This window comes from Schaalia naturae (assembly GCF_042665795.1).
GTDB classification, from domain to species: Bacteria; Actinomycetota; Actinomycetes; order Actinomycetales; family Actinomycetaceae; genus Pauljensenia; species Pauljensenia naturae.
Window position 1 is genome coordinate 3,072,346 of record NZ_JBHTEF010000001.1, and the last position, 22,354, is coordinate 3,094,699.

17 protein-coding genes are annotated in these 22,354 nt (G+C 69.9%); 16 read left to right on the top strand and 1 reads right to left on the bottom strand.

Annotated features, from left to right (window positions below; genetic code table 11):
* The first annotated feature begins 9 nt into the window (after nt 1-9).
* The 14 genes from ACFQWG_RS13490 (at nt 10) to ACFQWG_RS13555 (ending at nt 16,968) form a co-directional block, all read left to right on the top strand.
* Nucleotides 10-564, top strand: a complete 555-nt coding sequence (locus tag ACFQWG_RS13490) for an NADH-quinone oxidoreductase subunit B (protein ID WP_380976115.1) — start codon at nt 10-12, stop codon at nt 562-564.
* A complete protein-coding gene (locus tag ACFQWG_RS13495; RefSeq protein WP_380976117.1) occupies nt 561-1,280 on the top strand; it encodes an NADH-quinone oxidoreductase subunit C in 720 nt (239 codons plus the stop codon). The genes ACFQWG_RS13490 and ACFQWG_RS13495 overlap by 4 nt, the downstream gene beginning before the upstream one ends.
* Complete coding sequence (locus ACFQWG_RS13500; protein WP_380976119.1) at nt 1,280-2,632, top strand: NADH-quinone oxidoreductase subunit D; 1,353 nt, start codon at nt 1,280-1,282, stop codon at nt 2,630-2,632. The genes ACFQWG_RS13495 and ACFQWG_RS13500 overlap by 1 nt, the downstream gene beginning before the upstream one ends.
* Nucleotides 2,629-3,372: an NADH-quinone oxidoreductase subunit NuoE gene (nuoE, locus tag ACFQWG_RS13505; protein ID WP_380976121.1), complete on the top strand. Its 744-nt coding sequence runs from the start codon at nt 2,629-2,631 to the stop codon at nt 3,370-3,372. The genes ACFQWG_RS13500 and nuoE overlap by 4 nt, the downstream gene beginning before the upstream one ends.
* A complete protein-coding gene (gene nuoF / locus ACFQWG_RS13510; protein WP_380976123.1) occupies nt 3,369-4,670 on the top strand; it encodes an NADH-quinone oxidoreductase subunit NuoF in 1,302 nt (433 codons plus the stop codon). The genes nuoE and nuoF overlap by 4 nt, the downstream gene beginning before the upstream one ends.
* A complete protein-coding gene (locus tag ACFQWG_RS13515) occupies nt 4,667-7,243 on the top strand; it encodes an NADH-quinone oxidoreductase subunit G (protein ID WP_380976125.1) in 2,577 nt (858 codons plus the stop codon). The genes nuoF and ACFQWG_RS13515 overlap by 4 nt, the downstream gene beginning before the upstream one ends.
* Before the next feature lie 14 nt (nt 7,244-7,257).
* The gene (nuoH, locus tag ACFQWG_RS13520; protein ID WP_380976134.1) at nt 7,258-8,616 is read left to right on the top strand and encodes an NADH-quinone oxidoreductase subunit NuoH; all 1,359 of its coding nucleotides are present in this window, start codon (nt 7,258-7,260) and stop codon (nt 8,614-8,616) included.
* Nucleotides 8,617-8,713: 97 nt separating this feature from the next.
* Nucleotides 8,714-9,352 (top strand): NADH-quinone oxidoreductase subunit NuoI, encoded by a 639-nt coding sequence (gene nuoI / locus ACFQWG_RS13525; protein WP_380976136.1) that lies wholly within the window; start codon nt 8,714-8,716, stop codon nt 9,350-9,352.
* Complete coding sequence (locus ACFQWG_RS13530; RefSeq protein WP_380971015.1) at nt 9,349-10,425, top strand: NADH-quinone oxidoreductase subunit J; 1,077 nt, start codon at nt 9,349-9,351, stop codon at nt 10,423-10,425. The genes nuoI and ACFQWG_RS13530 overlap by 4 nt, the downstream gene beginning before the upstream one ends.
* Nucleotides 10,422-10,721 carry an NADH-quinone oxidoreductase subunit NuoK gene (gene nuoK, locus ACFQWG_RS13535; protein WP_291496058.1) on the top strand — a complete coding sequence of 100 codons (300 nt, stop codon included), beginning with the start codon at nt 10,422-10,424 and terminating at the stop codon, nt 10,719-10,721. The genes ACFQWG_RS13530 and nuoK overlap by 4 nt, the downstream gene beginning before the upstream one ends.
* A 13-nt stretch (nt 10,722-10,734) precedes the next feature.
* Nucleotides 10,735-12,726: an NADH-quinone oxidoreductase subunit L gene (gene nuoL, locus ACFQWG_RS13540; protein WP_380971018.1), complete on the top strand. Its 1,992-nt coding sequence runs from the start codon at nt 10,735-10,737 to the stop codon at nt 12,724-12,726.
* Nucleotides 12,727-12,743: 17 nt separating this feature from the next.
* Nucleotides 12,744-14,399: an NADH-quinone oxidoreductase subunit M gene (locus ACFQWG_RS13545; protein WP_380971020.1), complete on the top strand. Its 1,656-nt coding sequence runs from the start codon at nt 12,744-12,746 to the stop codon at nt 14,397-14,399.
* On the top strand, nt 14,396-15,958 hold the full coding sequence (gene nuoN, locus ACFQWG_RS13550) for an NADH-quinone oxidoreductase subunit NuoN (protein ID WP_380971022.1): 1,563 nt from the start codon (nt 14,396-14,398) through the stop codon (nt 15,956-15,958). Before ACFQWG_RS13545 ends, nuoN begins: the two co-directional genes overlap by 4 nt.
* Entirely contained in the window at nt 15,955-16,968 is a 1,014-nt protein-coding gene (locus tag ACFQWG_RS13555) for a polyprenyl synthetase family protein (RefSeq protein WP_380971023.1), read from the top strand. Before nuoN ends, ACFQWG_RS13555 begins: the two co-directional genes overlap by 4 nt.
* A gap of 262 nt (nt 16,969-17,230) precedes the next feature.
* On the opposite strand, the gene ACFQWG_RS13560 is transcribed toward ACFQWG_RS13555, so the two are convergent.
* Nucleotides 17,231-19,456, bottom strand: coding sequence for a bifunctional metallophosphatase/5'-nucleotidase (locus tag ACFQWG_RS13560; RefSeq protein WP_380971025.1), 2,226 nt, complete (start codon nt 19,454-19,456; stop codon nt 17,231-17,233).
* Nucleotides 19,457-19,793: 337 nt separating this feature from the next.
* On the opposite strand from ACFQWG_RS13560, the gene ACFQWG_RS13565 reads away from it, so the two are divergent.
* Both ACFQWG_RS13565 and htpX read left to right on the top strand, forming a co-directional pair.
* A complete protein-coding gene (locus ACFQWG_RS13565) occupies nt 19,794-21,317 on the top strand; it encodes an FAD-dependent oxidoreductase (RefSeq protein WP_380971027.1) in 1,524 nt (507 codons plus the stop codon).
* A 154-nt stretch (nt 21,318-21,471) separates the two neighbouring features.
* Nucleotides 21,472-22,344: a zinc metalloprotease HtpX gene (gene htpX, locus ACFQWG_RS13570; RefSeq protein WP_380971029.1), complete on the top strand. Its 873-nt coding sequence runs from the start codon at nt 21,472-21,474 to the stop codon at nt 22,342-22,344.
* The last annotated feature ends 10 nt before the right edge of the window (nt 22,345-22,354 follow it).

Here is a 22,354-nt window from a genome sequence, read left to right on the forward strand (position 1 = left end):
GGAACGGACATGGGCATTGAGGAGAGCCTTCCTTCGGGTGTGGCGCTGACGAGTGTGGAGAAGGTGCTCGGGCTGGCGCGCAAGCACAGCCAGTGGCCCGTCACCATGGGGCTCGCGTGCTGCGCCATCGAGATGATGGCCGCCGGGACCCCGCGTTTCGACATGTCGCGCTTCGGGCTGGAGGTCTTCCGCGCCTCGCCGCGCCACTCCGACCTCATGATCGTGTCGGGCCGCGTGTCCCACAAGATGGCTCCGGTCATCCGGCGCACCTACGACGCCATGCCGGAGCCGAAGTGGGTGATCTCGATGGGTGCCTGCGCCTCCTCAGGCGGGATGTTCAACAACTACGCGATCGTCCAGGGGTGCGACCATATCGTGCCCGTCGATGTCTACCTGCCTGGATGCCCCCCCCGGCCCGAGGCTCTCATCCACGCCGTCCTGACCCTGCGCGAGCAGATCGCCAAGGAGCCGTTGGGCGCCGACCGCGCCGCCATCGCCCGCAAGGCCGAGGCCGCGGCCCTGGCCGCCACCCCGACCCATCAGATGAAGGGACTGCTCGCATGAGCGACAACCTCCCCGCATCCTCGGCCGGCCCGGCCGCTCCCGGATCCCCCGCCGCCCCGGAGACGATCGCCGTGCGCCACGGCAGCTTCGGCGTCCACGACGCCGGGGACACCACGGGATTCGGCGGCCTCCAGCAGGCCTTCACGCTGCCAGGGGAGACGGGCCGGCCCTACGGCGGATGGTTCGACGGCGTGGTCGATATCCTTGAGGAGCTGCTCAGCGCCGACGGCCTCACTCCGGGTGAGGTCATCGAGAAGGTCGTGGTGGACCGCGACCAGCTCGTCCTCTTCATCGTCCGCGAGCACTTGGCGACCGTCGCCCGCCACCTGCGCGACGACCAGGACCTGCGCTTCGAGTTCTGCCTGGGGACCGACGGCGTCCACTACCCGGCCGACACGGGGCGCGAGCTCCACGCGACCTACCCGCTGCTGTCCGTGACGCACAACCGCTTCCTGCGCCTGGAGGTGACCTGCCCGGACTCCGACCCGCACATCCCCTCCATCGTCGACGTCTACCCGGGCAACGACTGGCAGGAACGCGAGACCTGGGACCTCATCGGCATCGTCTTCGACGGGCACCCGAGCCTGACGCGCACAGCCATGCCGGACGACTGGGTCGGCCATCCCCAGCGCAAGGACTATCCCCTGGGCGGAATCCCGGTCGAGTACAAGGGCGCCACCGTCCCGCCGGCCGACACGCGGAGGTCGTACAACTGATGAGCGAGAAGTACCAATTCCACGCGACGCCGGGCACGGGGTCGATCGACGTCGACGAGGTCCCCGAGGTCCTCGCCCAGGGCGGCGACTGGGAGGACGTCCTCACGGAGATCCAGAAGATCTCCACCGAGAGAGTCGTCGTCAACCTCGGTCCGGTGCACCCCTCGACCCACGGGGTGCTGCGCCTGATCGTCGAGCTCGACGGCGAGGTCGTGCGACAGGTCCGCGTCGACACGGGCTACCTGCACACCGGCATCGAGAAGAACATGGAGTTCCGCACGTGGACCCAGGGGGTGACGTTCTGCACCCGCATGGACTACGTCGCCCCGTTCTTCCAGGAGGTCGAGTACTGCCTGGCGGTCGAGAAGCTGTTGGGGATCACGGGCGACGTCCCGGAGCGGGCGACGCTGATCCGCGTGCTCATGATGGAGCTCAACCGGATCGCCTCCCACATCGTGGCCATCGCCTCCACGGGCAATGAGATGGGCGGCACGACCTTCATGACGATCGGCTTCCGCGGGCGCGAGGAGATCCTGCGGATCTTCGAGCGCATCACGGGCCTGCGCATGAACCATGCCTACATCCGCCCCGGCGGCGTCGCCCAGGACCTGCCCCAGGGCATGGTCGACTACATCCGCGAGAAGCTGCCGAAGGTCCGCCACGACGTCGGGCAGCTCCAGGACCTGGCCCTGCAGAACCCGATCTTCAAGAAGCGCTTCATCGACATCGGCTACCTGCCGCTGTCCGCGATCACGGCGCTCGGCGTGACCGGCCCGATCGCGAAGGCCGCGGGCCTGCCGCTGGACATGCGCAAGACGAGGCCCTACTGCGGGTACGAGGACTACGAGTTCGACGTCCCGACCTATGACAAGAGCGACTGCTACAACCGCGCGATGGTCCGCTTCGACGAGTGCTACCAGTCGCTGCGCATCGTCAACCAGGTCCTCGACCGCCTCGAGGCCACCGAGGGGCAGCCCGTCATGGTCGACGACCCGGCGATCGCCTGGCCCGCACAGCTCAGCGTCGCCACGGACGGGCAGGGGAACTCGCTCGAGCACATCTCGACGATCATGGGGCAGTCCATGGAGTCCCTGATCCACCACTTCAAGCTGGTCACCGAGGGCTTCCACGTGCCCGCCGGGCAGGCCTACCAACTCGTCGAGCACGCGAAGGGGATCGCCGGCGTCCACCTGGTCTCCGACGGGGGGACGCGCCCCTACCGGGCGCACTTCCGGGATCCCTCGTTCCACAACCTGCAGTCCCTGGCCATGATGGCCGAGGGCGGTCAATTGGCCGATCTCATCATGTGTCTGGCCAGCATCGACCCGGTCCTGGGAGGCGTCGACCGATGAGCTACACCCCTGAGGCGGAGGCCCGCCTGCGCAGTGAGGCCGCCGAGATCATCGCGCGGTACCCGAGCGGCCACGAGCGCTCGGCCCTGCTGCCGATGCTCCACCTGGTCCAGTCCGAGGACGGCTACGTCAGCGCGGACGGCATCGCGCTGTGCGCGGGCATCCTGGGGATCACCCGCCCCGAGGTCTCGGCGGTGGCGACGTTCTACACGCAGTACAAGCGCCATCCCACCGGCGACTACCTGGTCGGCGTGTGCACGAACGCCGTGTGCGCCGTGCTGGGCGGCGACGACATCTGGGAGGCCGTCTCCGAGCGCCTCGGCATCGGCACGGATGAGACCAGCGAGTCCGGCAGGATCACACTGGAACGCCTCGAATGCAATGCGGCTTGCGACTACGCGCCGGTCGTCATGGTGAACTGGGAGTTCTTCGACAATCAGACGCCGGATTCGGCGGTCGCCCTCGTCGACGACATCGAGGCCGGGCGCCCGCTGCGACCGACCCGGGGCCCCGAGACGGTGCCGACCTTCCGGCACAACGAACACGTCCTCGCCGGATTCCTCGACGGGCACGTCGACGAGGGGCCGAGCGCCGGGGAGGCTTCCACCCTGGGACTGGGCATCGCCGACGGGAACGGCTGGACGGCTCCCGTGCCCGCCGAGGAACCCGCGGCGACCGCCGGGGCCGGCGCCGGCGAGACGGCGTCGCCCTCGTCCACCACCAAGGAGGGGGAGAAGTGACCACCTACTCCGCACCGTCCACCCTGACGCCCATCCTCACCCGCGGATGGGGCGAGGATCGGTCCTGGACGCTCGAGTCGTACCGCAGCCGCGGCGGGTACGAGGGACTGGCCCGCGCGAACACGATGACGGCCGCCGAGATCATCGACGTCGTCAAGGCCGCGGGCCTGCGCGGTCGCGGAGGCGCCGGGTTCCCGACCGGCCTCAAATGGTCCTTCCTGCCTCCCGACGACGGCCTGCCCCGCTACCTCGTGGTCAACTCCGACGAGTCCGAGCCGGGCGCCTGCAAGGATGTCCCCCTGCTCATGGCGAACCCCCACGCCCTGGTCGAGGGCGTCATCATCGGGTCGCGGGCGCTCAACTGCCATCACGCGTTCGTCTACCTGCGGGGCGAGGTCCCCCACGCCTACCGCCGGCTCCTCTCGGCCATCAAGGAGGCCGAGGACGCCGGGCTTCTGGGCGGCCTGCGGATCACCGCGCACGCCGGCGCCGGAGCCTACATCTGCGGCGAGGAGACGGCGCTCCTGGACTCCCTGGAGGGACACCGCGGACACCCCAGGCTCAAGCCCCCCTTCCCGGCGGCCGAGGGCCTCTACGCCCGTCCCACCGCGGTCAACAACGTCGAGACCATCAGCCAGGTCCCCGAGATCTTCCGGGAGTCGGCCGAGTGGTACGCCTCGATGGGCACGGAGAAGTCGAAGGGCCACGGCATCTTCTCCCTCTCCGGCCACGTCGCCCACCCCGGCCAGTTCGAGGCCCCCTTCGGCATCACGATGCGCGAGATCCTCGACATGGCCGGCGGCATCCGCCCGGGCCACCATCTGAAGTTCTGGACGCCCGGCGGGTCCTCCAGCCCGATCTTCACGGAGGCGGAGCTGGACGTGCCCCTGGACTATGAGTCCGTCGTCGGCGCCGGATCCATGCTCGGCACCCGCTCGCTGCAGGTCTTCGACGAGACCACCTCCGTCGTGCGCGTGGTGACGCGATGGGTGGAGTTCTACCAGCACGAGTCCTGCGGCAAATGCACCCCGTGCCGTGAGGGGACCTACTGGCTCAAGCAGATTCTGCTGCGCCTGGAGAGGGGGCAGGGGCTTCCCGGCGACGTCGACCTCCTGGAGGAGATCGCGGGCAACATCGCCGGACGCAGCTTCTGCGCTCTGGGGGACGCCGCGGCCACCCCGGTGAGGTCCGGCATCGCGAAGTTCCGCGACGAGTTCGAGGCCGGGCTGACCACGCCCGCGCGCGAGCTGTTCCCCTACGAGGCGTCCGCCAACTACCAGCGAGGAGGTGTCCGATGAGCGAGGCCGCCGATCTGGTCGACGTCACCATCGACGACGTCCACCTGAGCGTCCCGAAGGGGACGCTGGTCATCCGGGCGGCCGAGCAGGCCGGGATCCGGATCCCGCGCTTCTGCGACCACCCGTTGCTCAAGCCCGTGGCCGCCTGCCGGCAATGCCTCGTCGAGGTCGGCATGCCCGACCGCAAGACGGGCGAGCTCCGCTTCATGCCGAAGCCCCAGCCCTCATGCGCGCAGACCGTCAGCCCGGGCATGGTCGTGCGCACCCAGCACACCTCGGAGATGGCCCGCAAGGCCCAGCACGGCGTGATGGAGTTCCTCCTCATCAACCACCCGCTGGACTGCCCGATCTGCGACAAGGGCGGGGAGTGCCCGCTGCAGAACCAGGCGATGACCGAGGGGCGCGGGACGTCCCGCTTCGCGGACGCCAAGCGCACCTACCCCAAGCCGATGCGCCTGACCAGCCAGATCCTCCTGGACCGGGAGCGCTGCATCCTGTGCCAGCGCTGCGTGCGCTTCGGCAAGGAGATCGCCGGCGACGCCTTCATCGATCTCCAGGGCCGGGGCGGCGGGACGGCCCCCACGGACGACCACGTGTTCGTCGGCGAGCAGATCGGCGCCTTCGACACGCAGGTCCTGGGCTTCCACGACCCGAAGGCGCAGGGCATGCGCGCCGCCGAGATCTCGGGTCCCTTCGGCCAGGCCGGGATCCTCGACTCCTTCGACGGCGGGGACCTCCCCGAGTCGGCCAGGGACCAGTCGGGACGCGCCTTCGCCTCCTACTTCTCCGGCAACGTCATCCAGATCTGCCCGGTCGGCGCGCTCACGGCGTCGAGCTACCGGTTCCGCTCGCGCCCCTTCGACCTCGTGTCGACGCCCTCGGTGAGCGAGCAGGACGCCTCCGGCTCCGCCATCCGCATCGACGTGCGGCGCGGCGAGGTCGTCCGGCGGATGGCGGGCAACGACCCGGAGGTCAACGAGGAGTGGATCACCGACAAGGACCGCTTCGCCTTCGAGTGGGACAAGGAGTCCCGCCTGACGATGCCTCTGGTGCGCGAGGGCGGCGAGCTCGTCTCGACCTCGTGGTCCGACGCCCTGGACCGCGCCCGCCGCGGCCTGGAGGAAGCCGCCGCGAAGGGCGGCGCGGGCCTCCTGCCCGGCGGGCGCCTCACCTTCGAGGACGCCTGGGCATGGTCGAAGTTCGCGCGCACCGTCCTCCACACGGACTCCGTCGACGCGCGCGCCCGCTCCCACAGCGAGGAGGAGCGCCAATTCCTGGCCTCCCGCGTCGCGGGTTCCGGCCTGGGCGTGACCTATGCCGACCTGGAGAGGACGGGCCAGGTGCTGCTCGTCGCCCTGGAGCCCGAGGACGAGTGCGGCTCGATCTTCCTGCGCCTGCGCAAGGGCGTGCTCGCCGGCTCCGTGAAGGTCGCCACCGTCGCGCCCTTCACGAGCGCGGGCTCCGCGAAACTGTCCGCCGAGGTCCTCCGCGCGGCTCCCGGCACCGAGATCGAGGTCGTCGCCTCGATCGCCGAGGGCGGCGCCAACGCGGCGCTCCTGGGGGCGCTGTCCGACTCCGGCGTCATCCTGGTCGGCGAGCGCGCCGCGCGCGTGCCCGGCCTGCTGTCCGCCGCAGCGCGCCTGGCCGACGCCAGCGGCGCCCGCCTGCAGTGGGTGCCGCGCCGCTCCGGGGACCGCGCCGCCGTCGAGGCGGGTCTGCTCCCGGGGCTGCTGCCCTTCGGACGCCCCCTCGACGACGAGGACGCCCGCGGCTCGCTCGGCTGGGACGGCCTGCCCGCCGGACGCGGGAGGGACGCCGCCCAGATCCTCGCGGACGCCGCGACGGGCGATGTCAGTGCTCTCGTGGTCGGCGGCGTGGACCTGCGCGACTTCGAGGACCCCGCCGCCGCGGCCCAGGCGGTCCGCGCCGCCGGGTTCGTGGTCTCCCTGGAGGTGCGCGCCTCCGAGGTCACGGAGCTGGCCGACGTCGTGCTGCCGGTGGCCCCGCCGCTGGAGAAGAACGGGACCTTCATCAACTGGGAGGGCCGTCTCCGCCCGTTCGGCCAGGCTGTCTCCGCCCGTTCGCTGACCGACCGCGACGTCCTGTCGCGCCTCGCCGGGGAGTTCGGGGTCGACCTGGGGGTCGAGACGCTGACCGACCTGTACGACGAGGTCAACCCCCTGATGGACTGGTCGGGTGCGCGTCCCGCGTTCGACCTGGTCGACGCCCGGCCTCCCGCCGCGATCGCGGAGGGCCAGGCCGTGCTCGCCACGCACAAGCCCATGCTCGACGCCGGACGGCTCCAGGACGGCGCGCCGTGGCTGGCGGGATCGGCCCGCCGCCCGGTGGCCCTGGCCTCGAGCCGGACGCTGGCCGAGGCGGGGGTCGAGGAGGGCGGCCGCCTGACCGTGTCCACCGACCGCGGCTCGATCACACTCCCCGCGGAGCCAGCGGATCTGCCCGACCACGTCGTGTGGGTGCCCGAATGCTCGCAGGGATCGTTCGTCCATGAGTCGCTGGGGGCCGCCGGGTCCCTGGTGGCATTGAGTGCCACAGCGGAGGTGGCCCGGTGAATCTCGTCGAACCCATGGCGGTCCCCGACTACACGGTCGCGGACTTCTCGCAGGAGACGTGGTGGCTGACCCTCATCAAGGCGGTCTTCATCGTCGTCTACCTCATCGTCAGCGTCCTCATGGCGCTGTGGGTCGAGCGCCGCGGCCTGGGCCGCATGCAGACGCGCCCCGGCCCGAACGTCGCGGGCCCGCTGGGCCTGTTCCAGGCGGTCGCGGACGCTGTCAAGCTCCTCTTCAAGGAGGACATCCGCTCCACGGAGCGCGCCGACAAGTTCCTGTACTGGCTGGGGCCGACGCTGGCCGCGTTCTGCGCCTTCTCCACGATGGCGGTCATCCCGATGGGGCCGAACGTCTCGATGTTCGGCCACTCCACGCCGCTGCAGCTGGCGGACATGCCGGTGGCGACCCTCTATATCCTCGCGATCACCTCGCTGGGCCTGTACGGCATCGTGCTCGGCGGCTGGTCGGCGCACTCGACCCTGCCCCTGTACGGCGCCGTCCGCTCCTCCGCCCAGGTGATCTCCTACGAGCTGTCGATGGGGCTGGCCCTGGTCTCCGTCTTCCTCATGACGGGATCGATGTCGACCTCGGAGATCGTGGCGGACCAGGGGCGCCTGTGGTGGTTCATCCCGCTGATCCCCGCCTTCGTCATCTACTGCATCTCGGCGGTCGGCGAGATCAACCGGCTTCCCTTCGACCTCCCCGAGGCTGAGGGCGAGCTGGTCGCCGGCCACATAACGGAGTACACGGGCATGAAGTTCGGCTGGTACTACCTGTCCGAGTACATCAACATGCTCAACGTCTCCGCGGTGGCCACGACGATGTTCTTCGGCGGCTGGCACGCCCCGTGGCCCTTCAGCCACATCGCCCCGATCAACGATGGCTGGTGGGGGATGCTGTGGTTCATCCTCAAGGTGTGGTTCTTCATGTTCCTCATCATCTGGACCCGCGGCACGCTCGTGCGCATCCGCTACGACCAGTTCATGGCCTTCGGCTGGAAGCGCCTCATCCCGGTGTCGCTCGCCTGGGTGGTGGCCGTCGCGCTCCTGCGCGGTGTCACCTCCTGGGTGAGCCTGACGCTTCCTCAGCTCCTCGGCGTCATCGTCGCGCTGTTCATCGTGGTCATGCTCGTCATGTGGCTGTGGGACCGCGGCGAGGCGAAGAAGGAGGAGGCCGAGGAAGCAGCCGAGCAGGACGAGGCGGAGGCGCCCTTCGACCCCTTCGCCGGCGGCTTCCCGGTGCCGCCGCTGCCCGGGCAGGTGCTCCCGGCCTCCCCCCGTGCGGGCCGGGCCCCGGTGGCAGCCGTGGCCACGGAGACGACGGGGGCGGCGAACACGACCGGCACCGTCACTGAGGAGGACTCCGATGACTGAGGACACCACGCGCGACGAGGCGGGGAAGGGCCGGGACGTGGCCGGCTCCCCGAGCCGGGACGCCGAGGTCGACCGGCCCTCCGCCGGGCGCGACGAGATGCTCTACGAGCACGACCCGCGCGGCCCGCTGGGCGAGTTCCTCGCCCCGTTGGCCGGCTACGGCGTGACGATCACCTCGTTCTTCTCTCCGACGGTCACCGAGCAGTACCCCTTCGAGGGGCCGTTCGTCCAGCCGCGCTTCCACGGCCGCCACCAGCTCAACCGCTATGCGGACGGACTGGAGAAGTGCATCGGCTGCGAGCTGTGCGCCTGGGCGTGCCCGGCGGACGCGATCCTGGTCGAGGCCGCCTCGAACACTCCGGACGCCCAGTACAGCCCTGGCGAGCGTTTCGGCAACGTGTACCAGATCAACTACCTGCGCTGCATCTTCTGCGGGTTCTGCATCGAGGCATGCCCGACCCGGGCGCTGACCATGGGCCACGACTTCGAGCTGGCCGAGTACACGCGCGAGACCGAGATCTACGAGAAGAAGGACCTCCTGGTCCCCCTGTCCGACGGCATGCTCGCCCCGCCCCACCCGATGGCGGAGGGGCTCTCGGACGGCGACTACTACCGCGGCGCGGTGCGCGGGGTGACGCAGTCCCAGGTCGACTGGGTGCGCGAGCACCGTCCCGACGACCCGTCCCTGGCGACCGCGGAGGTCGTCTCCACGACATCTGAGGAGGCTCAGCTGTGAACCCCATGGCCTCTTGGCCCGCGATGGGCAGCACGGGGGAGGTGATCCTGTTCTGGTGCGTGGCGGTCCTCATGGTGGGCGGCGCTCTGGGCGTGCTCTTCTTCAAGAAGGCCGCCTACGCGGCGATCAGCATGATCACCGTCATGCTCGGCCTGGCCGTCCTCTACTTCGCGCTCGGCGCCCCCTTCCTGGGCGCCGTCCAGGTGGTCGTCTACACGGGCGCCATCATGATGCTGTTCCTGTTCGTCCTCATGATGATCGGCGTCGGGGCCTCCGATGAGTATCAGCGCCAGCGCCGTGGCAACATCGTCGGCGCCGTCATCGGGGCGCTGGGCTTGGCTGTCATCCTCATCGGGATCCTCGCCCACACCTCCGTTTCCAGCGCCGTCGGCCTGTCCGGCGACCCCTACTCCAACGAGCCGGTGACCTCGCTGGCGGCGTCGCTGTTCTCCAAGCACTGGCTGTCGATGGAGCTCGCGGGCACCCTGCTCATCACGGCCGCGATCGGCGCGATGCTGCTGACCCACACCGACCGCCTGGGCCCGTCCATCAGCCAGCGGGCGACGGTCGAGGCGAAGATGCGCGCCTTCAAGGAATCCGGACGCCGGATCGGGCAGCTGCCCGCCCCCGGTGTGTACGCGGAGACGAACGCCGTCGACGTGCCGGCCATCTCCGGGGCCACGATGGGCCCCGTCGAGGAGTCGGTCCCGCGCGTGCTGCGCGTGCGCGGCCTGGACCGGTCCCTGTCGCAGGTGGCTCCCGAGGTCGCGGAGTCCCTGCAGCTGGAGCGCGCCGGGGACACCAGCGAAGCGCTGCACGGCGCCGCCGCCACGGAGTCCGTGCCGCGCTCGGGTGCCTGGGGCATGCCCGGGCCCTCGGCTCCCGGCGGCCTGCGCCAGCCGGCCGCGCGTCCCCTCACGTCCGCGGAGCCCACCGGCCCCGCGATCCTCGCCGAGGACGAGCACGAGCATCTCGATGCCGGCCGGCCCGGTACCGACCACGTGAGCGGACCGGGGGCGAGCGCGGCGCACACGGCCGTGCCCTCCGAGGACGCGAAGGAGGAGGAGAAGTGACTCTGGGCTGGTACCTGGGGCTCGCCGCGGTGCTGTTCTCCATCGGGGCGGCCGTCGTCCTGGTGCGCAAATCCGCGGTGATCTCGCTGATGGGCGTCGAGCTCATGCTCAACTCCGCGAACCTGGTGTTCGTGACCTTCGCACGGATCAACGGCGATGTCGCGGGCGAGATCATGGCGTTCTTCGTCATGGTCGTGGCCGCGGCGGAGGTCGTCGTCGGGCTGGCGATCATCGTCACGATCTTCCGCTCGCGCAACACGACCAACGTCGACGACGTCAACCTGCTGAAGAACTGAGGGAGGAACACACATGTCGCTCTTGAACCTCCCCCTCGCGGGTGCGCCTGCCGTCGACGGTGCGGCGGATCTCACAGCGGCCACGGGAGCCGCCTCCCTGGCATGGCTGATGATCGCCATCCCCTTCGCTTCCGCGCTGGTGCTGCTCCTGCTGGGGCGCCGCTCCGACAGGTGGGGCCACTGGCTGGGCGTCGCCGCGTCCTGGGCGTCCTTCGTCATCGGCGTCGTCATCCTCGTCCAGCTGCTGGGCGCGGACCCCGCCGGGCGGCGCCTCGACTCCCACCTGTTCACCTGGATCCCCGCCGGAGACGTCCACGTCGAGGTCGGGCTGCTGGTCGATCCGCTGTCGATGACCTTCGTCATGCTGGTCACCCTGGTCGGTTCCCTCATCCACGTGTACGCGGTCGCCTACATGGAGCACGACGAGGACCGCCGCCGGTTCTTCGCCTACCTCAATTTCTTCATCGGCTCCATGCTCACCCTGGTCCTCGCGGACTCCTACGCGGTCCTCTTCGTCGGATGGGAGGGCGTGGGCCTGGCGTCCTACCTGCTCATCGGCTTCTGGAACCAGGTTCCCGAGAACGCCACGGCCGCGAAGAAGGCTTTCATCATGAACCGGGTGGGCGACATGGGCCTGCTGGTCGCGATGATGGCGATGGTGGCGTCCCTGGGCACGCTCGACATGGCGGACGTCGCCGGGTCCGTCGGCTCGCTCCCGCAGGCCCAGGCGACGATCATCGGCGTCTTCCTGCTGGTGGCCGCCTGCGGCAAGTCCGCGCAGTTCCCCCTCCAAGCCTGGCTCGGCGACGCGATGGCGGGCCCCACCCCGGTCTCCGCGCTCATCCACGCGGCGACGATGGTCACCGCCGGCGTCTATCTCATCGTGCGTTCGGGAGCGGTCTACCTGGCCGCCCCGGCGGCGGCCACCGCCGTCGCGATCGTCGGCGCGATCACCCTGCTCCTGGGGGCGATCATCGGCTCCGCGAAGGACGACATGAAGAAGGTCCTCGCGGCCTCGACGATGTCCCAGATCGGCTACATGATGCTGGGCGCGGGCCTCGGGCCGATCGGATGGGCGTTCGCGATCTTCCACCTGTTCACCCACGGCTTCTTCAAGGCGCTGATGTTCCTCGGAGCAGGTTCCGTCATGCACGCGATGTCCGACCAGGTCAACATGCGCCGCTTCGGCGCGCTGCGCACGGCCATGACGACCACGTGGATCACCTTCATGATGGGTTGGCTGGCGATCCTCGGGGTGCCCCCGTTCTCCGGGTTCTTCTCCAAGGACAAGATCATCGAGGCCGCGTTCTCGGCCTCGACCTTCGGCGATGCCAGCGCGCCCTGGATCGGCTGGGTGTACGGCCTGGTCGCGATGGCCGGCGCCGGGATCACCGCGTTCTACATGTCGCGCCTGTTCTTCATGATCTTCCACGGCAAGGCCCGCTGGACCACCGAGGCCGAGGGCGCTCCCGTGCACCCGCACGAGTCCTCGCCGCTGATGACCGTCCCGATGATCATCCTGGCGATCGGCGCGGTCGTCATCGGCGGGGCGCTGTCGATCGGCGGGGCGTTCACGGACTGGCTCACGCCCGCGATCGGGACCCTGCAGCACGGGGAGCCCGTCCTCCCCGAGATCGTCATCCAGATCGCCACGCTCGTGCTCGTGCTCGCCGGCGCCTGGATCGCCTGGCGCAGGTACGGGGCCTCCGAGGTGCCGGTCGCGGTGCCCGCCGGCAACGCGCTCACGGTCGCGGCGCGCAACGACCTCTACCAGGACGCGGTCAACGAGAGCCTGTTCATGGCTCCCGGCGTCGCCCTGGTCGAGGCGGCGACGGTCGGGGACCGCGTGGTCGTCGACGGCGCCGCCGAGGGGCTCGGGACGGTCGCCCGCGGCACCGGCAAGGCGGTTGCGGCGACCCAGACCGGGTATGTGCGCGCCTACGCGTCCTACATCCTGGGCGGCGTGGTCGTCGCCCTGGCCATCGTCCTCAGCTTCATGCTGTGAGGGCGGGAGGAGAACTCATGGAAATCACCGCATTCACCGATGCCTCCTTCCCGTGGCTGACGTTGCTCGTCGCCCTGCCTGCGGTCGCGGGGGCGCTGGTGGGGCTCGTGCCCGCTCTGCGCCGACGGGGCCGCCAGATCGCCCTGGGGGTCTCGGTCGTCGAGCTCGCGCTCGTCATCGTCGCGGCGGCCGCGGCCTTCGACTGGTCGCAGGCCTCCACCTACCAGATGGTCGAGTCGGCGCGCTGGATCCCCCAGATCGGGGTGTCCTGGGCGCTCGGCGTCAACGCCCTGGGCCTGGTGATGATCATCCTCGCGGCCGCCCTGGTGCCGCTGGTGCTCCTGGCGGGCTGGAAGGACGACGCGGACTCGCCCGGCGATGCCGGGGCCTACTCGGCTCTGGTGCTCCTCCTCGAGACCTTCATGATCGTGATCTTCGGCGCCTTCGACATCGTCCTGTTCTACATCGCCTTCGAGGGCATGCTGATCCCGCTCTACTTCATGATCGGACGCTACGGGGTGGGGGACCCGGAGGTCCGCCGCCACGCGGCGATCAAGTTCCTCCTGTACTCGCTGGCAGGCGGCCTGGCCATGCTGGGCGGGCTCGTCGCGTTCGCCGCCTACGCCCCCGACACGGCCCCGGGCGAGACCCTGTTCCGCCTGGACACGGCCTCTCAGGTGGCCCCCGGATTCGGCTCCGGCCTGCAGATGGGCATCTTCGTGTCCTTCCTCATCGCCTTCGCGATCAAGGCCCCGATGGTCCCCGTCCACACATGGCTGCCCGACACGGCCGCCGTCTCGCGGCCGGGGACCTCGACGCTGCTGGTCGGCGTCCTGGACAAGATCGGCACCTTCGGGATGATCACCCTGTGCCTTCGCCTGTTCCCTGATGCCGCGGTCTCGGCGAAGTGGGTGCTGTGCGCCCTGGCGGTCCTGTCGATCCTCTGGGGCGGGCTCGCCGCCATCGGGCAGAAGGACGTCATGCGCCTGGTGTCCTACACCTCCGTGTCCCACTTCGGGTTCATGGTGCTGGGCATCTTCATCGGATCGTCCGTGGCCCTCACCGGCGCGATGTTCTACATGGTCGCCCATGGGGTGTCGATCGCTGCGCTGTTCCTCATCTCCGGTTTCCTGACCGAGCGCGGCGGGTCCCGCCAGATCGCGGACTACCGCGGCATGCAGCGCGTGACGCCGCTGATCGCCGGCACTTGGCTGGTCGCGGGGCTCGCGTCGATCGCGCTGCCGGGACTGTCCGGGTTCGTGCCGGAGTTCCTCGTCCTCATGGGCACCTACAAGGTCAACGTGCTGCTCGCCGTCTTGGCGGTCCTCGGCGTCGTCGTGGCGGCCCTGTACATCCTGCTGCCCTACCAGAAGATCTTCACCGGACCGAAGAAGCCCGGGGTGGACGCGCTGCCCGACATGGACGGGCGCGAGAAGCTCGTCGCCACCCCCCTGATCGCCGCGATGGCGGTCCTGGGGATCTGGTCGGCCCCGCTGGTCGGGTCGCTGACGCCGGTGGCCGAGGAGGCCGCCGCGGCCGTCGAGACGCCGGCCGTCGCCCAGGCGGAGCCGGTGGCCTCGCACGCGGGAGCCGCCCTCGTCGGTGACGGGACGATCGTCGACGCACAGTCTGCCGGCACCCAGGCGGGCGCTGGCGAAGGGAGCACGAAGTGAACCTGTTCAGCACCGCCGACTTCGCCACGCCCACGATCGGGTGGGCGTCGCTGTCCCCGGTCCTCATCGTGCTGGGCGCTGCCGTCGTGGGCGTCCTCGTCGAGTCCTTCGCGCCCCAGCGGCTGCGCCGTCCGATCGGGATCGGCGTCGCGTTGCTCGCCACGCTGGGGGCGGCGATCGCCGCCGCCGTGCGATGGGTCCAGGCCGAGCCCTCCACCCTCGGGGAGTACGTCGAGGATCCGCTCACCCTCGCCGCGCAGTTCATCCTGGCGGTCGTGGGCGTCGTCGCGATCCTCGTCATGGCCGACCGCACGCAGGTCGGCGACGGCGCCTTCGCGGGCCAGCCCTCCGACCGCCCGGGATCGGGAGACGAGGAGCGTACCCTGTCCAAGGGCTACCAGCGCTCCGAGATGTTCCCGCTGACCCTGTTCAGCCTGGGCGGCATGATGGTGTTCCCCGCGGCGGACTCCTTCGTCACGCTCTTCGTGGCCCTCGAGGTCATGTCGCTGCCCCTGTACATCCTGGCCGCCACGGCCCGCCGGCGCCGGCAGCTGTCGCAGGAGGCGGGCCTCAAGTACTTCCTGCTGGGCGCCTTCGCCTCCGCCTTCCTGCTCATGGGCTCCGCCCTGCTGTACGGGTACTCGGGGTCCCTGACGATCTCCGAGGTCGCGACCGCCCTGCCGACGACGAACGGCATGGACTGGCTGGTCGTCGCCGGTTCCCTGCTGGTGATGGTCGGGCTGCTGTTCAAGGTGGCGGCGGTGCCGTTCCACGCCTGGACGCCCGATGTCTACACCGGCGCTCCGACGCCGGTGACGGGCTTCATGGCGGCCGCGGTGAAGGTGGCGGCGTTCGCCGCGATGCTGCGCTTCTACCAGGTGGTGGCCGGGAACCTGTCCTGGAACCTGCTGCCCGTCCTGGCCGTCATCGCGGGGCTGACCATCGTCGTCGGCACCTTCGCCGGCGTGGTCCAGGACGACGTCAAGCGCATGCTGGCGTACTCCTCGATCGCCCACGCGGGCTTCATCCTCATCGGCATCCTGTCCCTGCAGAAGGGCTCCGCCGGATCGGTGCTGTTCTACGCGCTGGGGTATGCGGTGGCCACGGTCGGAGCCTTCGGCGTCGTGACCCTCGTGCGATCGGCGGACGCCGAGGGCTCGACCGGCGGAGAGGTCACCGCCCTGGACCGCTGGGCGGGCCTGGGCAAGCGCTCCCCGTGGGTGGCGGGGTCCATGCTCGTCTTCCTGCTGTCCTTCGCGGGGATCCCCCTGACCGCCGGGTTCGTGGGCAAGTTCGTCATCTTCTCCGACGGGTTCGCCGGCGGGCTGGGCTGGCTGGTGGGGATCGCCCTGGCCTGCTCGGTGGTCACAGCGTTCTTCTACTTCCGCCTGGTGCGCCTGATGTTCTTCACGGAGCCGACGGGCCGCACGGTGGTCGTGACGTCGGAGGGGCTGTCCGCAGTTGCCATCGCGGTGTGCGCGGTGGGTACGATCGTGCTGGGTGTCTTCCCGAACCCGGTCCTATCCCTGCTGAATCAGGTGGTCATACTCCTGCCGTGACACTCACTCCTCCCGATCTGCACGTCCCCGCCCTCGAGGCCGCGATCGCGCCCGGCCTCGATGCCGTGGAGGCCCTGCTCCACCGGTCCGTCGCGGGCTCCCGCGATCTCGTCGACGACCTGACGGCGCACCTCGCGCAGGCCGGGGGAAAGAGGATCCGGCCGCTGCTCACGCTCGTGTGCGCCCAGCTGGGATCGCCGGAGTTGGCGCTGTCCGACCAGGTCATCGCCGCCGCCACCGCCATGGAGCTCACGCACATCGCGTCCCTGTACCACGACGACGTCATGGACTCCGCTCCGACGCGGCGCGGCGTCCCCTCGGCGCAGCACCTGTGGGGCAACAACCGCGCGATCTTGGCGGGTGACATCCTCTTCGCGCGGGCGTCCCGGCTCATCGCGACGCTGGGATCGGAGTCCGTGGCGCACCACTCGCGGACCTTCGAGAGACTGTGCCTCGGCCAGCTCAACGAGACCTTCGGACCCCGGCCCGGCGACGACCCGGTCGACTTCTACGTCCAGGTGCTGGCGGACAAGACGGGGTCCCTGCTGTCCGCAGCGGCCCATTTCGGCGCGTACCACGCGCATGCCCCGCGGGAGTATGCGCAGGTGGTCGCGGACTTCGGGGAGAAGGTCGGCGTCGCCTTCCAGATCGCCGACGACGTGCTGGACCTCGTGTCATCCGGCGAGACCTCGGGGAAGACCCCCGGCACGGACTTGCGCGAGGGTGTCGACACGCTGCCCGTCCTGTTGCTGCGCAGGCATGCGAGCGAGGGGACGCTGGACGCGGAGGGCCGCGCGATCCTGTCGGACCTCGAGGGGGACCTGGACTCCGATGAGGCGCTGGCCTCGGTGGTCGAGCGCCTGCGCACCCACGGCGTCGTGGCGGAGACGCGCGGCATGGCGCGCGGGTGGGCCTTGGCGGCCGTGGAGAGCCTCGACCCCCTGCCGGAGGGCGAGCCGCGGACCGCGCTGATCTCCTTCGCGAGGCTCATGGTCGAGCGCGTGGCCTGACGCGGCCCGCGTGTTCACGCCAGTCGGGATCGACGAGGTTCTCCGCATGGCTGGGCCGGGCTGGCCCCGAAGCGGACGCCCGTCGGTGCTCGAACCGCGCGCCCGTTCGCGGGGGCCCGGAATGGACGACGCCCCCAGGGGGATCGAGCCTCCCGGGGGCGCCGCCCTCGTCACCGACGGCGAGGCGCGGACTCAGCACTCGACTGGGCGCGTTCCCGATGCCCGGACACGACTTGGACCCCGCACCTGCGTCGACGGGCCGTCAGCTGCGGCGGCGGCGGACGGACACGGTCACGCTGGCGCCGATCGCGGCCACCAGCACCGCGAGCATGGCCAGGACTCCGGCATCCGTGCCCGTGGAGGCCAGCCCTCCGGCGGGAGAGGCCGAACCGGACGTGGACGGCGCCGGCGTGGTCGGCTGGTCCGTGGGCGTGTCGGAGGGCTCCGGTGTCGGGGCGACGTAGGGGGCGGTCGTGATCCGCCAGTTGTCGACGAAGAAATCGGCAGGATCGATGACACCCTTGTCCTGGGCGTATTCGATCATCTCCTGGCGGATCTCCTTCTGGGCGTCGTAGACGAGCGGCATGTCGCCGACGTAGCTCACGTAGTCGCCACCACCGGACTGCCGGTAGTTGTTGATGGCCAGGATGAACTGATCGTCGTCGGCCACCGGCTTTCCCTCATACGTGAGGTTCTCGATGCGGGAACCCACCGGCTGGGAGACGTCGATGAGATAGTCGACCCCGGTCAGGGCGTCGTAGTTGTAGTCCGGGATCCCCTGAGTGGGATCCGCACCCCGCGTGAGCGAGGGCCGCGGAGCACCGGTGCACGTCTCCGGGTCGAAGGTGGCGCCGACCTCGGTCCGGCAGAAGTACATCGCCGAGAACTCGAGGTAGTCCTTCATCTGCGCGCCGGTGATCCGGGAGGCCATCAACGTGTTCTCGTAGATGTAGAGGCCGGCCATGTCCTTGATCGTGACGTCGCCCTTCGGGAAGAACGCGTCGCGGGAGAAGGGGGACACCTGCGCGACGACCGGCAGGTTCGCGTCCGAGGGCTGGAAGGCGTCGGTGAGGCCTTTGCCGTCGGCGATGTCGGCGGAGACGACGTCCGTCATCACCTTGCCGACGAAGTCCATGATCGGAGTGTCCTTCCAGCGGGAGTCCGCACCGGACATGTCCTCCGTCGCCGTGGCGACCTTCGTGTTGACGTAGTCCACAGTGGCGCCGTGATCCGCCTGGAGGATCGGATCATCGGTGAGCAGCGTGTCGTCGGTGAGGTCACGGGCGTAGTCCTTCGAGACCCAGTTGGCGATGGCGGCATCGTCGGAGGAGCCGTCCGCTTTGGTGGGCCAGTCGATGCCGACCGTGGCGTCCGCGTCATCGCTGGAGAACGTCAGCGGGATCTTGATGTCGGAGAGCACCTGGGCCCACATCCACGACTGGGTGTAGAGGACCGGGGACCCGTCGGGCGAGTGGGTGACGGTGCCGGGGACGTCCTGGTGGGTGTGCCCGCCCAGGACGATGTCGACGCCGTCGACCTTCGTCGTGAGGAACTGCGCGGTGTTCTCCTGGAGATCGCTGGGCTCCCAGTCCTGCGCGTCGCCGTGGCCCGTGTGGGTCGCGATGATGACGATGTCGGCGCCGTCCGCCTTCATCTCGGGCACGTACTTGAGGGCGACCTCGGTCGGATCCTCGAAGAGGAGCTTGCCGGAGACGTTCGCCTTGTCCCAGATCCGCACGCCGGGGGTCACCAGGCCCAGGACGCCGACCTTGACGTCGTGGCCGGCGACCGTGGCGTGGTTGATGACGTAGGGGGTGAAAGCCGGCTGGCCCGTCGCGTCGTCGATGACGTTGGCGCCCAGCAGCGGCATGTCGAGGTCCTCCTCGTAGGCGCGCAGCGTGTCCAGCCCGTAGTTGAACTCGTGGTTGCCGAGAGATCCCGCGTTGTAGCCCAGGTCGTTGAAGGCCTGCGCCATCGGGTGGACGTCGGAGCCTGAGGCCGTCTCCAGCTTGTCCGGCTGCATGGCCGCCAGGTAGGTGAGCGGCGTGCCCTGGATCGTGTCGCCGGAGTCGTAGAGCAGGACCGAGCCGGCGCCGCGGTCGGCGCGGATCTGCTGGATCGCGGTGCTCAGGCGCGCCAGGCCGACGTCCTGCCGGACCCCCTTCTTCGGCTGCGGGACCTGTGCGGTGTAGTAGTCCCAGTCATAGATGTGACCATGGGTGTCCGTGGTGCTGAGCACCGTCAGTGTGTTGGGATCCACGTCTTCGTTCGCCCGCGCGACAGGCGTCTGCGCATTGGTGGGCGCGGCCTGGGTGAGGCCGGACTCCGGCGCCTCGGCGTCCGTCGAGACCTCGACGGTGCCGGACTGCGATGTGTCCGTGGGGGTTGTCTCGGCGGCCAGTGCGGGGGTCAGTCCCGTCGTCGTCATTGCCGCTGCTGCCAGGAGAGCGCACGCGGTGGCGGGCGCTCTCCAGCTCTTGACGCTCATTGTGTGTCCGATCGTCAGGTGTTGAGGGAATCACTCGTGGCGCATCTGCGCTGTCACGAGTGATTCTCGACCCTATATCCCCGGTCGCCGGACCCATGCGCCATTCAGGAATTGTCGGGACGTTGGTCCCCGCTGTCTCTGTCCTGTTCGTTCCGGACGGGCAGGCGGACGCGCGGCGATGCGGGCGGCGACGAGAGGGTGAGGCGGCCCTCGGCTGCGCGCGACCGGTCCTGGGTAGAATGGACGGGCTGTGTGTCGGCCGCCCGCGGGGGATCTGTCACCGGGCGGCGGGGGAGGGCCCCGAGGCGGCATCGAGTACGAGCAGAGGAACTGACGCGTGACCACTTTGAACGTCGCCGTGATCGGCGCGGGCCCAGCCGGAATCTACGCCTCGGACATCCTGTCTAAATCCGGTCTGGACGTGAACATCGACCTGTTCGAACGGCTGCCCGCCCCCTACGGACTCGTCAGATACGGTGTGGCGCCCGACCACCCGCGCATCAAGCAGATCATCGTGGCGCTGTACAAGATCCTCCAACGCGGGGACATCCGTCTGCTGGGGAACGTCGAGATCGGACGTGACGTCTCGATCGAGGACCTCCGTGACCACTACGACGCGATCATCCTGGCCACCGGCGCCGATCGGGACGCTCCCCTGCGCATCCCCGGCATCGGTCTGCCCGAGAGCTACGGCGCAGCCGACTTCGTCTCCTGGTACGACGGGAACCCGGACTATCCGCGCACCTGGCCGCTGGCCGCGCGGGAGGTGGCGGTCGTCGGGGTCGGCAACGTCGCCCTCGACATCTCGCGAGTGCTGTCGAAGCACGTGGAGGACATGATGGTCACGGAGATTCCGGCCAACGTCGCCGAGGGTCTCGCGGACAACCAGGTCACGGACGTCCATATCTTCGGTCGGCGCGGGCCCGCGCAGGTGAAGTTCACCCCCCTGGAGCTGCGGGAGCTCGGCAAGGTCCCCGATGTCGACGTCGTCGTCGACGAGGAGGACTTCGAGTTCGACGAGGGCTCCGAGAAGGCGCTGCGCGAGTCCAACCAGCAGCGCCAGGTCGTCAAGACGCTGACGAATTACGCCTCTGTCGATCCCTCCGAACGCGCGGCGAGCCGCCGCATCCACATCCACCTCTTCCAAGCCCCGGTCGAGGTCCTCGCCGACGAGGACGGGCATGTTCGCGCCCTCGTCACGGAGCGCACGGAGCTCACGGGGGACGGGTCCGTCCGGGGCACCGGCGTGCGCACGACGTGGCCCGTCCAGGCCGTCTACCGGGCCGTCGGCTACTTCTCCTCCCCTGTGCCGGGGGTCCCCTTCGACGAGCGCAGGGGCGTCATCGCCAACGCCGAGGGCCGTGTCCTCAGGCGGCCCGGCGCGGACCCGGGGGACGCCATCCCCGGCCTGTACGCCACCGGCTGGGTCAAACGCGGACCGGTGGGCCTCATCGGCTCCACGAAGTCGGACGCCCAGCAGACGATCGCGCACCTGGTGGAGGACGCGGAGCAGGGTCGCCTGCACGCCGGGACCGCCGCGGTGGGCCACGACGCCATGGTCCGTCTGCTGGAGGAGCGCGGCGTCGCCTTCACAACCTGGCAGGGATGGGAGCTGCTGGACGCCTACGAGCAGCAGCTCGGCTCCGACTTCGGGGAGCTGCCCGGCGGGCGCGGCATCCGCGAGAGGGTCAAGGTGGTCTCGCGCGAGGCGATGACGCGGATCTCGCGCGACGAGGTGCCCGACGACCACTCGGCCACCGCCGACCTCATCGGCCATCCCGGCGAGATGGGAGTGCCCACGGCCGTCGATCGCTTCGGGGAGGACTACTCCGGCCCGGAGGGCGTCCGCAACAACCGGTGAACCGGCCGCCCGCCTCGCGGCGTCGAGGGCGTCCCCGCGCGCCGGACCGAGACCGGAACGCAACCTGCCAAAACGCTGGGAACGTCCGTCTCGCCGTGCCGGGGACCGGCACCGCCGGTAGCGTGGACACGCAGACGCGCGGGGAGGGAATGCGATGGGCCACCGGTACCACAACGGGCTGAAGACGGCGGGGCTGTTTCTGGCGCTGTGGGCCGTCCTCCTGGTCATCGGGTGGCTGATCGCGCAGGGCACCGGCAACGCCGTCTGGATCGGCGTCTTCGCGGTCATGGGCCTCGCGTCGACGGCGTACTCCTACTGGAACTCGGCCACACTGGCACTGCGCCAAATGCGCGCCCGTCAGGTGGGACCCACCGAACAGCCGGTCCTGTACGCGATCGTCACCGAGCTCTCCCAGCGGGCGGGCCAGCCGATGCCGACGATCTGGGTGGCGCCCACGCATTCGCCCAATGCGTTCGCCACCGGGCGGGACCCCGACCACGCGGCTGTGTGCTGCACGGAGGGGATTCTCGCGATCCTGGGGGAGAGGGAGCTGCGAGCCGTCCTGGGACACGAGCTCATGCACGTCTACAACCGCGACATCCTCACCTCGTCGGTGGCGTCCGCGATCGGCGGTCTGATCAGTTCGATCGCGCAGTTCCTCATGTTCTTCGGCGGCGGGCGCAATCGCGAGGGCGGCGGTATGAACGCCCTGGCGGCGCTGGCCACCGCGATCCTCGCCCCGATCGCTGCGACCCTCATCCAGTTGTCGATCTCGCGGACGCGGGAATTCGACGCGGACGAGAACGGGGCACAGCTCGCCCAGGATCCGTTGGCCCTGGCCAGCGCCCTGCGCAAGATCGAGCAGATGACCACGCGGGTGCCGATGGAGCCGACGCCGGCCACGGAGAACGTCGCGGCGATGATGATCGCCAACCCGTTCCGCGGGCGTGGCGTGCAACGGCTGTTCTCCACGCATCCCCCCATGGAGGAGCGCATCGCCCGCCTGGAGAAGATGGCGGGTTACTGAGCTCCTGAGG

Excerpts from the sequence above, each read along its gene's own strand:
- ACFQWG_RS13490 (WP_380976115.1), top strand. The coding sequence starts at position 10 with ATGGGCATTGAGGAGAGCCTTCCTTCGGGTGTGGCGCTGACGAGTGTG.
- nuoH (WP_380976134.1), top strand. The coding sequence starts at position 7,258 with ATGGCGGTCCCCGACTACACGGTCGCGGACTTCTCGCAGGAGACGTGG.
- htpX (WP_380971029.1), top strand. The coding sequence starts at position 21,472 with ATGGGCCACCGGTACCACAACGGGCTGAAGACGGCGGGGCTGTTTCTG.
- nuoL (WP_380971018.1), top strand. The coding sequence starts at position 10,735 with ATGTCGCTCTTGAACCTCCCCCTCGCGGGTGCGCCTGCCGTCGACGGT.
- nuoE (WP_380976121.1), top strand. The coding sequence starts at position 2,629 with ATGAGCTACACCCCTGAGGCGGAGGCCCGCCTGCGCAGTGAGGCCGCC.
- ACFQWG_RS13515 (WP_380976125.1), top strand. The coding sequence starts at position 4,667 with ATGAGCGAGGCCGCCGATCTGGTCGACGTCACCATCGACGACGTCCAC.
- ACFQWG_RS13545 (WP_380971020.1), top strand. The coding sequence starts at position 12,744 with ATGGAAATCACCGCATTCACCGATGCCTCCTTCCCGTGGCTGACGTTG.
- ACFQWG_RS13495 (WP_380976117.1), top strand. The coding sequence starts at position 561 with ATGAGCGACAACCTCCCCGCATCCTCGGCCGGCCCGGCCGCTCCCGGA.
- ACFQWG_RS13500 (WP_380976119.1), top strand. The coding sequence starts at position 1,280 with ATGAGCGAGAAGTACCAATTCCACGCGACGCCGGGCACGGGGTCGATC.
- nuoI (WP_380976136.1), top strand. The coding sequence starts at position 8,714 with ATGCTCTACGAGCACGACCCGCGCGGCCCGCTGGGCGAGTTCCTCGCC.
- ACFQWG_RS13560 (WP_380971025.1), bottom strand. The coding sequence starts at position 19,456 with ATGAGCGTCAAGAGCTGGAGAGCGCCCGCCACCGCGTGCGCTCTCCTG.